The organism is Ruegeria sp. BHSB064 (assembly GCF_059613205.1).
In genome coordinates, this window is record NZ_JBXWSB010000121.1 from 1 (window position 1) to 13,194 (window position 13,194).

A 13,194-nucleotide genomic window follows, 5' to 3' on the forward strand; every position below is an offset into this window, starting at 1 on the left:
AAATCCAACAAAGAAGTCGCTCAAAAACTCGAGATATCGGTGCGTACGGTTGAAACCCATCGCAAGAACATCAAGCGTAAGTTGGGTATTTCGTCCACCGCTGGTCTGACACGCTATGCGTTGGAACATGGAGTGTTGCAAGGTACTGGCGTCGGCCTCTGATCTACGCGCAGGCGCGGCGCGTCTAATTTGAAGTTATTTGACTGAATGTCGACGCTGGGTGGGGTACTCAGGTCCGGGGTCTTACGTCCTGCCCAAAAAACACCAGCGTTCCGTCCTCGTCCAAAACGTGAAATTCGCGCTGAAGATAAGGTTGGTCAAATGGCGGTCGCACGCGCCCTTCGGGTAAATCTGCCAGACCGGATTTCAGGCTTTCGTAGAGGCCGTCTACATCGTCCACATCAATGTAAAACGACTGATCGTCGCCCAGTGGCTTGCCGTCTTCCCGCGCGGGGCATTCCAACAAACGAATAGCCACCGACCCGAGCGATAGGAAGGCGTAGTTTTCCTGCCTGAACCCGCAGGTAAACCCAAGGCGGTCACAGTAGAAATCGATCTGGTTCTGCAAAGACGAACACAGCACAAATGGGGTAAGTTGCAAAATCTCAGGCATTTGAAGCTCCGACCATGAACCGCTTCAGTTTACCTGCGATGAGTTTTCAATCCAGTAACTGATCTTTGCGCAGACCCGCGCGTTCATAATGGTGCGGCAGCACGCGGCCATAAAGCTGCTGCGTCCGCTCGACCCCGCCGCACATGCCTTCAGCTTCGACAAACGAGAAAATTCCGACGTAGCGGCGGCGCGTTCCGGTGACAGGTGCCACCCGGTGGAGTGAGTACCGCCCTTTGAAGATCTGCAAATCCCCGGGCTGAAGTTCCAACTGATGAACAGGTGTCATGTTCCCGTCCAGAACCGAAGCAACCTGAGCAAAGTTCTCGTCCTCTGCGGTGCGAAGATTGGGAACGTATTCGAATGCACCTCCTTCCTCTCCATTCTGGATGGCGAGGGTCACTGTGTAGTTGTTCGTATCGAAGTGCCAGGGAAAGCCCTGCCCTTCTTCCACAACGTTGATGATCACATCCGCCAGCGGGTCATCGTAACGAAAAAACCGATCCTCAGGTTCGTTCAGGGCGTCCCGAATGAACGGCAGAAAGTCCGCGAATTCATAAATCCGCCGCAAGGGGCCGGACCGATGGAAATTGTCCGCCGGGACAAAAGCGTTTGACCGTTCATAAAACCGACGTATCGGATGACCGATACCAAACCTTGGATCGTCCTTGGTGAAATAGGCGTTTGTGCGGCTGAAAGAGCGGTGCGCTTTTGGCGCAACCGCATCGGCCTCCTCAACCAATTGCTCGATGCCCTTTTCATGCACAAATCCAGGCAGGACCGCGCACCCATCATGCTCTAACTCCTGCCGCAGATCTCTGATCAACCGATCATAGGCTGGAGAGTCCGGGCAATCGATTGGGTACCGTCCAAGGTCTACCAGGTCTTGCAGCATTTTCCGCCTCCCTTGCGTGCGCCCTAATGATGACCGTGAAGCAGACATATCGGCGGATCATGCCAGTTTCAGACATTGGCTTGACGCTTTCAGACCCCAAAATGCGACGACAAAATCAGAGAATCGCGCCACGTTTTCGCGGAAGTTCCCAACATGCGGCAATCTGCGCAATAAAATGTCGCAAAATACCACCTTCAGGACAGGAAATTTGCGATTTTGCCTGTTGACGCCCCTTCCCCCCGACCATAATGTCCCTGCACGCAAAGAAGGAGCCTCTGGCGATGAAAGCGCTAGTCGTAATCGTAGGAAAAACGCGCATGGGCCGGTAACGGAAAACCATAATCGAACCCATGCGCCTCCGAAAAAATCGGGGGCTTTTTTTTGGCAAAACGCAAGACACATGTCGCGAACGGAGCAAAGCAGATGACACGTGAGATGACCGGCGCAAAGATGGTGGTTCAGGCCCTCAAGGATCAGGGCGTGGACACGGTATTCGGATACCCAGGTGGCGCCGTCCTACCGATCTATGATGAGATCTTTCTGCAAAACGACATTCGCCACATTCTGGTGCGGCACGAACAAGGTGCGGTTCACGCGGCTGAAGGCTATGCGCGTTCGACCGGCAAGCCTGGTGTTGCGCTTGTGACCTCAGGTCCCGGTGCCACCAACGCTGTCACCGGCCTGACCGATGCTTTGATGGACTCGATCCCGATTGTGGTCCTGACGGGTCAGGTTCCGACCTTCATGATCGGTTCCGACGCCTTTCAGGAGGCCGACACCGTAGGCATCACCCGCCCCTGCACCAAGCACAACTGGCTGGTGAAAGACACGGATTCTCTGCCTGGAACGATGCACGAGGCCTTCCATGTCGCAACCTCGGGCCGTCCGGGTCCGGTGCTGATCGACATCCCGAAGGACGTTCAGTTTGCGTCCGGCGAATACTCCGGTCCAAAACCTTCGACATCGCATTACCAGCCGGTATTGAAGGGCGACCTTGAGGAAATCACCGAACTGGTTGCAGCCATCGAAACCGCGAAAAAGCCGGTTTTCTACACAGGTGGCGGCGTGATCAACTCAGGTCCCGCAGCCAGCCAACTGTTGCGCGAATTGGTTGACTCGACCGGTATCCCTGTCACCTCGACCCTGATGGGGTTGGGGGCTTATCCGGCGTCCGGTGAAAACTGGCTGGGCATGTTGGGGATGCACGGTCTTTATGAGGCCAACCTTGCGATGCATGACTGCGACCTGATGATCAATATCGGTGCACGGTTCGATGACCGGATCACCGGGCGCATCGATGCGTTTTCTCCGAACTCGAAGAAAGCGCATATCGATATTGACCCCTCGTCCATCAACAAGGTGATCCGCGTCGATATCCCGATTGTGGGCGATGTGGCCCATGTGCTGGAAGACATCCTGAAGGTCTGGAAAGCGCGCGGTCGCAAGACCGACGCGGCGGCTATCAAGCAATGGCAGGCGCAGATCTCTGAGTGGCGCAAGGTGAACTGCCTTGCCTTCACAGCCAGCGAAAAGACCATCAAACCTCAGCACGCGTTGCAACGTCTTGAGGAACTGACCAAAAAGCACGACCGCTATATCACCACCGAAGTGGGCCAGCATCAGATGTGGGCCGCGCAGTACCTTGGCTTCGAAGACCCCAACCGGTGGATGACCTCGGGCGGTCTGGGCACGATGGGCTATGGCTTCCCGGCCTCCATCGGTGTGCAGATGGCGCACCCGGATGCGCTGGTCATCAACGTGGCGGGTGAAGCGTCGTGGTTGATGAACATGCAGGAAATGGGCACTGCCGTTCAGTACCGCCTGCCGGTGAAACAGTTCATACTGAACAACGAACGACTGGGTATGGTCCGCCAGTGGCAGGAGTTGTTGCATGGTGAGCGCTATTCGCACAGCTGGTCCGAGGCCCTGCCCGATTTCGTCAAACTGGCTGAGGCGTTTGGCGCCAAGGGCATCCTGTGTTCCGACCCTGCCGATCTGGACGATGCGATCATGGAGATGATCAACTATGACGGTCCGGTAATCTTCGACTGTCTGGTCGAAAAGCACGAGAATTGCTTCCCGATGATCCCGTCCGGCAAAGCGCATAACGAGATGCTGCTGGGTGAGGCCGAAACGCAGGGCGTGATCGACTCCAAAGGTTCGGTTCTGGTTTGACCAAAGCCGACAAACATAGCCTGAGGTCATCTGAGCGTGAGGAATACGTCGAATACGCATTCCTCGCGAAACTCTGCTGTTACGGATGGTCCATAGACCGCTTCGTCGAAGTTTCACGTGCTCAAACGGATGCATACGGATATGACCTAGTTCTTTCCTGTGAAGGCGTTACGCGACATGTGCAGCTTAAGACTAGTAAGTCTGATGGCGCGACCCGCACTCAGAAAGTCAATATGGCGCTGACTCAAAAGCCAAGCGGCTGCGTGGTATGGATGAAAGTTGATCCTAACAATTTGGAACCACTAGTGTTCGGATGGTTTGGCAACACTGCGGGAGAGCCACTGCGTGATCTTGGAAACAAGATTGCTATACACACAAAAGCAAATTCACTCGGCAACAAAGCCGAGCGTCCAAACTTAAGAGAAGTGGCTTGGAGCCGCTTCACTGAATTCAATCTAGTTGAAGAATTGTTCTCGCAGCTCTTCGACACCCCTGATAACGAGGTCACTTGATGTCTGCCCTACATATCAAAAAAGGCTCTACCCGCCATTCGGCCTATAACCTACGCCCCACCTTCTCGGACGTACAGGAACGCCACACAATCGCGGTTCTGGTTGAAAACGAGCCTGGCGTTCTGGCCCGCGTGATCGGCCTGTTCTCGGGCCGTGGCTACAACATTGAAAGCCTGACTGTGGCCGAGGTTGACCACACCGGTCACCTCAGTCGCATCACCATCGTCACCACTGGCACCCCGCAGGTGATCGAGCAGATCAAGGCGCAGTTGGGCCGGATCGTGACCGTGCATGATGTGCATGACCTGACGGTCGAAGGTCCATCGGTCGAACGGGAACTGGCCATCATCAAAGTGGTTGGCGAAGGCGACAAACGGGTCGAGGCTCTGCGCCTGGCTGACATTTTCCGCGCCAATGTGGTCGACAGCACGCTCAACTCGTTCATCTTTGAAATCACCGGCGCACCTGACAAGATCGATGCGTTTGCCGATCTCATGCGCCCGCTGGGCCTGGTCGAAATCGCGCGGACCGGCGTCGCAGCCTTGCTGCGCGGCGATTGAACACAGCCCCCGGTTTCGGGGCATTCGGTGCTGGGGTCCTTCATGGGTTGGCGACACATTATGTTCGCCAACCACGTGACCTTGTTGCGCTATTATTGCAATAGGCTCCGAGTTTCCGGATAAAGATCAGTCATTTTCAAATAAAGCCTATTGCCTTTGTGCTATACGGCGCTAGCGTTGAGCCTGCAACGCGACGTGGGGATACGTTGCTTGGGGTTATTCTGTGCGATTTATCACTGTGCAACTGGCCTTGGCCTTGGTGTTCAGTTGGTTTCATCCGAAGACGCAGCAACATTTGGACGGTTATGACCGACGATACCCGCAGTCCTGAAGAGCTACGCGCTATGTTCAGCGAGAATCTTCGGCGCTTGGCGCGACAGCATCGCTCGATCTCGGCCCTGTGTCGCAAACTCGGTGTGAACCGGACACAGTTTAACAGGTATCTTTCTGGTGAAAGCGTTCCCCGACCGGATGTTCTGGACCGGATTTGTCGGTTTTTCGACGTGGATGCCCGAATTCTTCTGAAACCGCTGGATGAGATCGAAAAGTCAGAGAGTCATCCGGCAACCTCAGCCCTGACCGAGTTTCTGGGGTCCGGTTCAGATGCGATTGAGAAATCGCCATTTTCACCCGGGTTTTATGCGGTCATCGAAAGCCTTTCGGACGAGCATCGCATGACACTGTTACATGCCCGGCCACTAGCCCAATGCACCTTGATACGCGGCTATGTCTCGCGTGCAGCAATGCCCGAAGCCCCGCCGCAAGCGCGTGAGATACAAGGGATTGCAGCCTTTAGCGGCGATACCGTGTACATGCTGACCTCCCAGCGGGGCGGGCATAACAGCCGGGTCTATCTGATCTCACCCGATCCCACAGGAACCGCGGTTCAGTGGCGCGGATCCGTGGTCAACTCGGCCGATACATCAAACCCTGAACCGGTGGTCCTCAAGCATCTGGGGCACGACTCGGCCGCGATTTTTGCGGCTGCGCGCCTGTCCACTAACAACCTTGCACAGCATTTTTAGGCGGTTGCGGTTTCCTGCTGACCATCACCCTGCGTGATCTGCCGATAGAGATGCCAGCTGGCGTGGCCAAGCAACGGCAGAACAATCAACAACCCCAAAAACCACGGCACCATCGCCACAAACGTTACAATCGCGATAAAGGCACCCCAACCCAGCATGACAAACAGGTTTTCCTTTACGTAAGAAAAGCTTGTGATCATGGCCGTGACAAAATCCAGCTCGCGATCCAACAGCAACGGGATCGACAGAACGGTAATCATGTAAAGAACAGTCGCAAAGATCGCCCCTACCGCCGTTCCAACGGCCAGCATGGTCAGGCCGTTCAGAGTGAAGAACACTTCGGTCGAGGTCGAGATGTTGGTCATCGTGGCCAGCCCCAGGAACAGGGCAAAAATCATGTGCCCCAGGAAGAACCAGAACAGAAACATCACAACGATGATCGCGCAGATCGACGGCAACTGCCTGCGGCTTTGTTGTACCACCACACCAAAGATTGCACCAAAATCCAACGGCTCACCCTGCTCAAGCCGGTGCGAGACCTCGTAAAGCCCAACCGCCGCAAAAGGTCCGATCAGCGGAAACCCGATGGCCGCAAGCACCAACCAAAATGTTGTCCCTGTCTGAACGGTTACCCACGCCATGGCCCAGCCCGCCAGCACATAAAAGCCCGCGAAAATCAGGCCGAACAAAGGTGCGCGGCGAAAATCGGCCCATGCGCGCTGCAATGCCGTACGCAGCATGGCGGTATCGACCGGTCGCATTTCCGGCACACCAAAGGGCTTTTCCATATTGTCCTCTCCTCCCTGTCCGGCGTTATGGCATCGCCGGTCTCTTGTTTGGCCAGTTGGTTTCAGCGTGATAGGCCGCCCCAATTGACAGTAGTTTCTTGTCTGAGCCCCGTGGCCCGAACAGCTGGAACCCCATCGGTAATCCGTTTGATCCAAAGCCAGCAGGCGCAGCCAAACAGGGCAACCCGATCAGGCTGACCGGCACTGTGACGTGCATCCACCGGTGATAAGTATCCATGGCCCGACCCGCGATGCTGGTCGGGTATGGGGTCTCGATCCCGAAGGGCCAGACCTGCGCAGATGGCAGAACCAGTGCGTCAAACTGTGCAAACAGGTCCGCCGCGCGGCGGAACCAGTCCGAGCGGATGACACTGGCGTGCTGCACCTCCATCGCACGCATGGACATGCCGCGTTCCAGTTCCCATTGTGCGGTATCTTTCAGATGCTCCTTTTGTGCGGCCAAGGGCTCCAGCCCCGCTGCGACGCTGAACGACCGCAGCGTGATCCAACTGGTCCAAAGCTGTTCCGCATCGAAGGGTGGATCCACGTCTTGTACATCGGCGCCAAGGCTTTCAAACACGGTCAAAGCATCTTTGCACAGGTCGAGAATGCCAGGCTCAGTCGGGAACGCCCCGCCCCAATCCCCAAGCCAACCGATCCGCAGCCCCGTCATGTCCGCCGCGGCCACCGGTGACACCGGAGCGCTTTCAGACGCCAGAGGCAGGCGCGGGTCTGGCCCCGAGATCACGTCGAGCAAAAGGCCCAGATCCTCGGGGCTGCGGGCCATAGGACCAAGCGTGGACAGTTGATGCAGAAAGCTGTCGCCAATGGGGTCAGACGGCATCCTGCCCCAGCTTGGACGAAAACCGTAGACGTTGTTCCAGGCCGCTGGGTTACGCAGGCTGCCCATCATGTCGGAGCCGTCTGCCAGCGCCACCATACCCGTGGCCAAGGCCACAGCCGCCCCACCGGACGATCCTCCGCAAGTATAGTCGGCGTCATACGGGTTGCGCGTCGCACCATAAACCGGGTTGAACGTGTGCGATCCCAACCCGAATTCCGGCGTGTTGGTCTTTCCGATCAGGATCGCACCTGCATCCCGCATCCGGGCAGCAATCAGATCGTCACTGTCCGGCACAACGCCTTTGAACAAAGGTGATCCATGAGACGAGACCACACCCGCCACATTGACCAAATCCTTGACCGCAATAGGCAGACCGTGCAGCGGGCCAGTGATTGGGCCACTGTCGTGCTTCCGCGCCTCTTCCATCAACGCACTCTCATCGCGCAGCGCAACGATTGCATTCACGTCGCGATTCACTTTGGCGATACGATCCAGTGTGGCGCGCATCACCTCCGTGGCTGAAACCTGCCGGGTTGTCAGTTGTTTCAGAAGCTCTGCGGCCGATATCCGGGTCAGGTTCATAACACGCCAGTCTGTTGTTCGTCTTCAACAGCCTAGCGAGCGGTTCAGCTCATTTAAACCCACTGTTTAAATGTATCTTTTCCCCACCACGCCACTGGAACACCTTACCTTGCTGCACGGCCAAAATGCAGGTTGCTGTCCGGCCCCAGGCAATGACGCAGGCACAGATAAATCGCGATGCCACTCAGCACCAACCATACTCCGCCCCACATCATTGTGGTTCCGCCGAACTCCTCGGCCAACATGAACGCGTCAGAGCGTATGCCTGAGCGCCGGATCGTATCGTCGAAGATATCAAACGGCACATAGATCACGCTGGTCAGCCCGATGACGCGCAGTACAAGGTCGCTAACCTCGCGCCTCAGATACCAGGCGATGGCGATCATCGCCGACCCGACGCCGATACAAAACACAAGTGCAAACAGATCGCGGATGTAAAGCACACCCACCAAACACATGACCCCGCCGAAACCTGCCAGCACGGCACGGTCAGCCCGCGTACGCAAAGCAATGATCAAAAGGCCCATGCCCAGCAACAGCGAGCCAAGATACCCGGCGGACAGGCTGAGAAACCGGCTGCCGCCTCGCCCCACGACCATTCCGCCCTGCTGCGGCGAGATCGAAAAGCTTTCGACCGAGCCACCGGTCAAAATTATCGTCACGGCGTGAGACAGCTCATGCAGAAAGACGATCAGAATTTTCAGCGGAACCACAGCGGGTGTGTTCCAAAGCAGAAAAACCAATGTGGTGATCGCAATAAGCTGCCAGTGCCCTTTCAACAAATTCAGAAAAGAGCTTTGGCGCTTCACCTTAGCTGTCGCCCTGCGCCTCGGACCGGCTTTTACCTGCCACGTTCAGAGCCAGCGTTGCAGCCATGAAACCGTCCAGATCGCCATCCAGCACGCCCTTGGTGTCCGAAGTCTCATGGTTCGTGCGCAGATCCTTGACCATCTGGTACGGCTGCAACACGTAGGACCGGATTTGGTTGCCCCAGCCCGCATCGCCTTTGGCCTCATGCGCGGCATTGATATCGGCGTTGCGGCGGTCAAGTTCCTGTTGATACAGACGCGATTTCAGGGCCTTCATGGCAATGTCGCGGTTCTGGTGCTGCGATTTCTCGGACGAGGTCACTACAATCCCGGTTGGAATATGCGTGATCCGAACCGCCGAGTCCGTGGTATTGACGTGCTGACCACCCGCACCGGACGACCGGTACGTGTCGATGCGAATATCCGCCGGGTTCACCTCAATCTCGATATTGTCGTCCACCACAGGATAAACCCAGACCGAGCTGAACGAGGTATGGCGTTTCGCCGCCGAGTCGTAAGGTGAGATCCGCACCAGACGGTGTACGCCGCTTTCGGATTTCAGCCAGCCATAGGCGTTATGGCCCGAGATCTTGTAAGCAGCGGACTTAATTCCAGCCTCTTCCCCTGCGGTCTCGGACTGCAGCTCAACTGTATAGCCCTTTTTCTCGGCCCAGCGAACATACATCCGCGCCAGCATCGAGGCCCAGTCGCAGCTTTCAGTGCCACCTGCGCCCGAGTTGATTTCAAGGAACGTGTCGTTGCTGTCGGCCTCACCGTCCAGCAGTGCTTCAAGCTCTTTCTTGGCGGCTTTGCCCTGCAGTGCCTTGATCGCGGCTTCGGCGTCCTGAACGACCTCTTCATCCTCTTCCATCTCACCCAGTTCGATCAGCTCGATATTGTCGCTGAGATCGGTCTTGATGGTCTCATAGGTCTCGATCGCGTCGACCAGCATCTGCCGTTCGCGCATCAGCTTCTGAGCGTTCTCGGGGTTGTCCCACAGGTTCGGATCTTCGACGCGCGCATTGAATTCCTCAAGGCGATGCGGTGCGGTTTCATAGTCCATACGCTGCGCCAGCAGCTCCAGCGACTTTTCGATTTCCGCCACGATGTTCTGGGTTTCGGCGCGCATGGTCTTGTCCCAACTTGCTCAATCAGGCCTGCGTGATAGCAAGAGGTGCGAGACACCACAAGACAGGCAGGACCGGAATGCAGGCGGCACCGGCTGAGATTTTGGAAAGATGGGGTTTGACCCCAATCTCACTGGTGGCAGAGACCGGCACGCACGGGTGTGGAAGGTTCAAACAATGGCTGGCGATGATCAGGCTTTGAAAGTCTATCACCGCGCAGATCGGGGGAATGAGGCACCCGGCACGCGCCTGATGGCTGCCTGGCAAGGTCGCGGGGTTGTTCGGGTTTTGAACGAGACGGCCAATGCTATGCTGATGGAGTGGTTGGAAGGTCCTTCCTTGGGCGACATCGCCCGCAACGGAAATCCGGATCGCGCGGTTGCGCTTTTAGCACAGACGGCACGGATCTTACATAAGTCACCCCGAGTCCGCGAGCCGGGGTTGAAGCCCTTGGAAAGCGTTTTTGAGCCTTTGTTCACGGTCCAATTTGCCGACACTTGCCCGTGGTCTCTTCGGCGGGACATTGAAAAAGCGGCTACACTGGCCCGCGCGTTGCTTGAAAACCAACCTCAACAAATAGCACTGCACGGCGACCTACACCCCGATAACATTCTTTTAACGCAAGAAGGCCCCAAGGTGATTGATGCCAAAGGTTATTTTGGCGACCCGGCTTTTGAGCTTGCGAACGCCTTGCGGCACCCAAAGGGGATGCCTGTCCTTGTACGAAACCCTGAACAGGTCACCCACTGCCTTACACTTTACGCCGATGCGATGAACGTTTCAAAGTACAGGCTGGCAAAATGGGCTGCCGCAAAATGCGCCTTGTCGATTTATTGGAGATCAGCCGGCCCGATCACAATGGATCCAGAGGCCGACCTGCTTCAATTGCTGTTACGCCACGCCGATCAGTAAAGACCGCCTGTACTCAGATCGCCTTGCGTGGCTTTTGGCCCTACCGTCACTGTCTGACCGGTAGAGGTCTGAACCTGAACGCCTGCACGCTGTACTTCCTCGAACAACGGAAGGTCCGAGCCAATGGCAAAGCCGCCGTCATAGACACGGTCGATGAAGCCATCGACGCCATCGCGGAAGAATTCAGCCACAACATAGTCACCACTGGCATCGTCAGGCAGTCGCGCGCCGCTGAACCGGTCGATTTTGATGAAATGACCACCTTCCGGCACTTCGAACGGACCACCGCCATATTTCTCGACAGCTTTTTCCATGAAGCTCTGGAACACAGGGCCACACATCGTGCCACCATAGGCCCCTCGTCCCATCGGACGCGGGCGGTCGTAGCCGATATAGCAACCCGCCACGATGTTCGAGGTGAACCCGATGAACCAAGCATCCTTGGATTCATTGGTCGTTCCGGTCTTGCCCGCTGTCGGCACCGGCAGGTTGACAAAGCGCGACGCCGTACCGCGGTCTACCACGCCTGTCATCATCGAGGTCAACTGATACGCGGTAATCGCATCCATCACCTGAGGGCGGTCCGTCACAAGAGTCGGAGATTCATCAGGGGCCATCCAAGTGGAATCGCAATCCAGACACTGACGGTCGTCATGACGATAAATGGTTTTGCCGAAGCGGTCCTGAATACGGTCGACCAGAGTGGGCTCGACCCGCTGACCGCCATTTGCAAACATCGCATAAGCAGCCACCATCTTGTAAAGCGTCGTCTCTTCGGACCCTAGCGAGTTCGCAAGGAATGCCCCCATCCGGTCGTAGACGCCAAAGCGCTCTGCATAACCAGCAACCACCGGCATCGTAACTTCTTGAGCCAAACGGATGGTCATCAGGTTCCGCGACTGCTCGATCCCGGTGCGCAGCGGCGTCGGTCCGTAGAATTTGTTCGACGAGTTCTTGGGACGCCACAGCCCCTGTGGCGTGTTCACCTCAATCGGGGCATCCACAACGATGGTTGCTGGGCTATATCCACTGTCCAAAGCGGCGGCATAGACGAAGGGTTTAAAGGACGATCCGGGCTGACGCTGCGCCTGTGTGGCGCGGTTGAATACGGTGTCCTGATACGAGAACCCGCCCTGCATCGCCAGAACACGGCCCGAGTTCACGTCCATCGCAACAAAGCCGCCCTGCACTTCGGGCACCTGACGCGCAGACCACTGCCCTTCTTCCCCGGCCATGACAAGGATCACGTCACCGCGTTTGAAGTTCGCTGCAAAATCGCCTTGCATCCATTTGATGTCCGAGCGTGGGACAACACCATCCGCAGGCCCGTTTTCGATCCCGACCGTGAGCTGCTGGTCAGCGACATTCAGAACGACCGCCGGGTACCACCGGGTCGGCAACACCACATCGCGGGGGATTTCCATGATCGACAGTGCTTCGCGCCACTGCGCCTCATCCGCCAGCGTTTCTTCCGGGATTACTTTGCCCGTGCCGCGCCATCTGCCGCGCGAACGGTCATACTTCTGCAATGCCTCACGCAGGGCGCGGGCAGCTTCGACCTGCATCTCTTCGTCAACCGAGGCGCGGACGGTGAAGCCGCCGGTAAAGAACTCACCTTCGCCGAAATCTTCGCTCAGCTGGCGGCGGATTTCATCGGTGAAATAATCACGCGGCGGCAAAGCGGTGCGGAAGCTTTCAAAGTCACCGTTCTGAACCGAACGCAGCGGCATCTCGACTTCGGTCTCATAGGTCGCCTGATCGATATAGCCGTTCTGATTCATCTCGCGCAGCACATAGTTGCGGCGGGCCAGCAGGCGTTCTTTTTGGCGAACCGGGTGGTAATCCGAAGGTGCCTTGGGCATCGCGGCCAGCATCGCGGCCTCATGCGGTGCCAGTTCCTGCAAGGTCTTGTTGAAATAGGTCTGCGCCGCAGCCGTCACACCGTAAGAGTTCTGACCCAGAAAGATCTCGTTCATGTAAAGTTCGAGGATCTGTTCCTTGTCCAAGGTATCCTCAAGCCGTGTGGCGAGGATGATTTCCTTGATCTTGCGTTCGGCCCGACGGTCACCCGACAGCAGGAAGTTCTTCATCACCTGCTGGGTGATGGTCGACGCCCCGCGCACGGTTTCGCCCTTGGTCCGCACAGCCTCAACCCCCGCAGCGATGATACCGCGCGGGTCATATCCCTGATGGGTGTAAAAGTTTTTGTCTTCCGCCGAGATGAACGCTTGCTTCACCAGATCAGGAATTTCTTCGGATGGGGTGAACAGGCGACGCTCTTGCGCGAATTCGTCAATCAGCTGACCTTCGCCCGAATAGATCCGGCTGATGGTCGGAGGCTTGTACTGTGCCAGC

13 protein-coding genes are annotated in these 13,194 nt (G+C 56.8%); 6 read left to right on the plus strand and 7 right to left on the minus strand.

From position 1 onward, the window contains the following. On the plus strand, window positions 1–162 hold a 162-nt coding region (locus AC2FNU_RS20530; RefSeq protein WP_496791909.1), incomplete at its 5' end, for a response regulator transcription factor. 67 nt (window positions 163–229) lie between these two features. On the opposite strand, the gene AC2FNU_RS20535 is transcribed toward AC2FNU_RS20530, so the two are convergent. Together AC2FNU_RS20535 and AC2FNU_RS20540 are read right to left on the minus strand one after the other, a co-directional pair. Beyond that, entirely contained in the window at window positions 230–613 is a 384-nt protein-coding gene (locus AC2FNU_RS20535) for a bleomycin resistance protein (RefSeq protein WP_496791898.1), read from the minus strand. 46 nt (window positions 614–659) lie between these two features. After that, window positions 660–1,505 carry a HalD/BesD family halogenase gene (locus tag AC2FNU_RS20540; RefSeq protein ID WP_496791899.1) on the minus strand — a complete coding sequence of 282 codons (846 nt, stop codon included), beginning with the start codon at window positions 1,503–1,505 and terminating at the stop codon, window positions 660–662. A 423-nt stretch (window positions 1,506–1,928) separates the two neighbouring features. Between AC2FNU_RS20540 and AC2FNU_RS20545 the strand changes: the two genes are divergently transcribed. The 4 genes from AC2FNU_RS20545 to AC2FNU_RS20560 all read left to right on the plus strand — a co-directional run bounded on the left by AC2FNU_RS20545 (window position 1,929) and on the right by AC2FNU_RS20560 (window position 5,777). Next, window positions 1,929–3,680, plus strand: coding sequence for an acetolactate synthase 3 large subunit (locus AC2FNU_RS20545; RefSeq protein ID WP_496791900.1), 1,752 nt, complete (start codon window positions 1,929–1,931; stop codon window positions 3,678–3,680). Further along, complete coding sequence (locus tag AC2FNU_RS20550) at window positions 3,677–4,192, plus strand: hypothetical protein (RefSeq protein ID WP_496791901.1); 516 nt, start codon at window positions 3,677–3,679, stop codon at window positions 4,190–4,192. Before AC2FNU_RS20545 ends, AC2FNU_RS20550 begins: the two co-directional genes overlap by 4 nt. Further along, complete coding sequence (ilvN, locus tag AC2FNU_RS20555) at window positions 4,192–4,752, plus strand: acetolactate synthase small subunit (protein ID WP_170382781.1); 561 nt, start codon at window positions 4,192–4,194, stop codon at window positions 4,750–4,752. The genes AC2FNU_RS20550 and ilvN overlap by 1 nt, the downstream gene beginning before the upstream one ends. Before the next feature lie 305 nt (window positions 4,753–5,057). Beyond that, window positions 5,058–5,777, plus strand: a complete 720-nt coding sequence (locus AC2FNU_RS20560; protein ID WP_496791902.1) for a helix-turn-helix domain-containing protein — start codon at window positions 5,058–5,060, stop codon at window positions 5,775–5,777. Here AC2FNU_RS20560 and AC2FNU_RS20565 read toward each other — a convergent pair. The 4 genes from AC2FNU_RS20565 to prfB all read right to left on the minus strand — a co-directional run bounded on the left by AC2FNU_RS20565 (window position 5,774) and on the right by prfB (window position 9,929). Next, window positions 5,774–6,565 (minus strand): DUF2189 domain-containing protein, encoded by a 792-nt coding sequence (locus AC2FNU_RS20565; protein WP_496791903.1) that lies wholly within the window; start codon window positions 6,563–6,565, stop codon window positions 5,774–5,776. The two genes, AC2FNU_RS20560 and AC2FNU_RS20565, sit on opposite strands and share 4 nt — an antisense overlap. A gap of 25 nt (window positions 6,566–6,590) precedes the next feature. Beyond that, a complete protein-coding gene (locus AC2FNU_RS20570) occupies window positions 6,591–7,991 on the minus strand; it encodes an amidase (protein WP_496791904.1) in 1,401 nt (466 codons plus the stop codon). A gap of 104 nt (window positions 7,992–8,095) precedes the next feature. Then, a complete protein-coding gene (locus AC2FNU_RS20575) occupies window positions 8,096–8,800 on the minus strand; it encodes a M50 family metallopeptidase (protein ID WP_496791905.1) in 705 nt (234 codons plus the stop codon). Window position 8,801: 1 nt separating this feature from the next. Continuing rightward, the gene (gene prfB / locus AC2FNU_RS20580; protein WP_496791906.1) at window positions 8,802–9,929 is read right to left on the minus strand and encodes a peptide chain release factor 2; all 1,128 of its coding nucleotides are present in this window, start codon (window positions 9,927–9,929) and stop codon (window positions 8,802–8,804) included. Between the two features lie 109 nt (window positions 9,930–10,038). On the opposite strand from prfB, the gene AC2FNU_RS20585 reads away from it, so the two are divergent. After that, the gene (locus AC2FNU_RS20585; RefSeq protein WP_496791907.1) at window positions 10,039–10,839 is read left to right on the plus strand and encodes an aminoglycoside phosphotransferase family protein; all 801 of its coding nucleotides are present in this window, start codon (window positions 10,039–10,041) and stop codon (window positions 10,837–10,839) included. Here AC2FNU_RS20585 and AC2FNU_RS20590 read toward each other — a convergent pair. After that, window positions 10,833–13,194 (minus strand): penicillin-binding protein 1A (locus AC2FNU_RS20590; RefSeq protein WP_496791908.1); only part of this gene is annotated, 2,362 nt, incomplete at its 5' end. The genes AC2FNU_RS20585 and AC2FNU_RS20590 overlap by 7 nt on opposite strands.

Excerpts from the sequence above, each read along its gene's own strand:
- AC2FNU_RS20545 (WP_496791900.1), top strand. The coding sequence starts at position 1,929 with ATGACACGTGAGATGACCGGCGCAAAGATGGTGGTTCAGGCCCTCAAG.
- AC2FNU_RS20570 (WP_496791904.1), bottom strand. The coding sequence starts at position 7,991 with ATGAACCTGACCCGGATATCGGCCGCAGAGCTTCTGAAACAACTGACA.
- AC2FNU_RS20565 (WP_496791903.1), bottom strand. The coding sequence starts at position 6,565 with ATGGAAAAGCCCTTTGGTGTGCCGGAAATGCGACCGGTCGATACCGCC.
- AC2FNU_RS20535 (WP_496791898.1), bottom strand. The coding sequence starts at position 613 with ATGCCTGAGATTTTGCAACTTACCCCATTTGTGCTGTGTTCGTCTTTG.
- prfB (WP_496791906.1), bottom strand. The coding sequence starts at position 9,929 with ATGCGCGCCGAAACCCAGAACATCGTGGCGGAAATCGAAAAGTCGCTG.
- AC2FNU_RS20560 (WP_496791902.1), top strand. The coding sequence starts at position 5,058 with ATGACCGACGATACCCGCAGTCCTGAAGAGCTACGCGCTATGTTCAGC.
- AC2FNU_RS20540 (WP_496791899.1), bottom strand. The coding sequence starts at position 1,505 with ATGCTGCAAGACCTGGTAGACCTTGGACGGTACCCAATCGATTGCCCG.
- AC2FNU_RS20585 (WP_496791907.1), top strand. The coding sequence starts at position 10,039 with ATGGGGTTTGACCCCAATCTCACTGGTGGCAGAGACCGGCACGCACGG.
- ilvN (WP_170382781.1), top strand. The coding sequence starts at position 4,192 with ATGTCTGCCCTACATATCAAAAAAGGCTCTACCCGCCATTCGGCCTAT.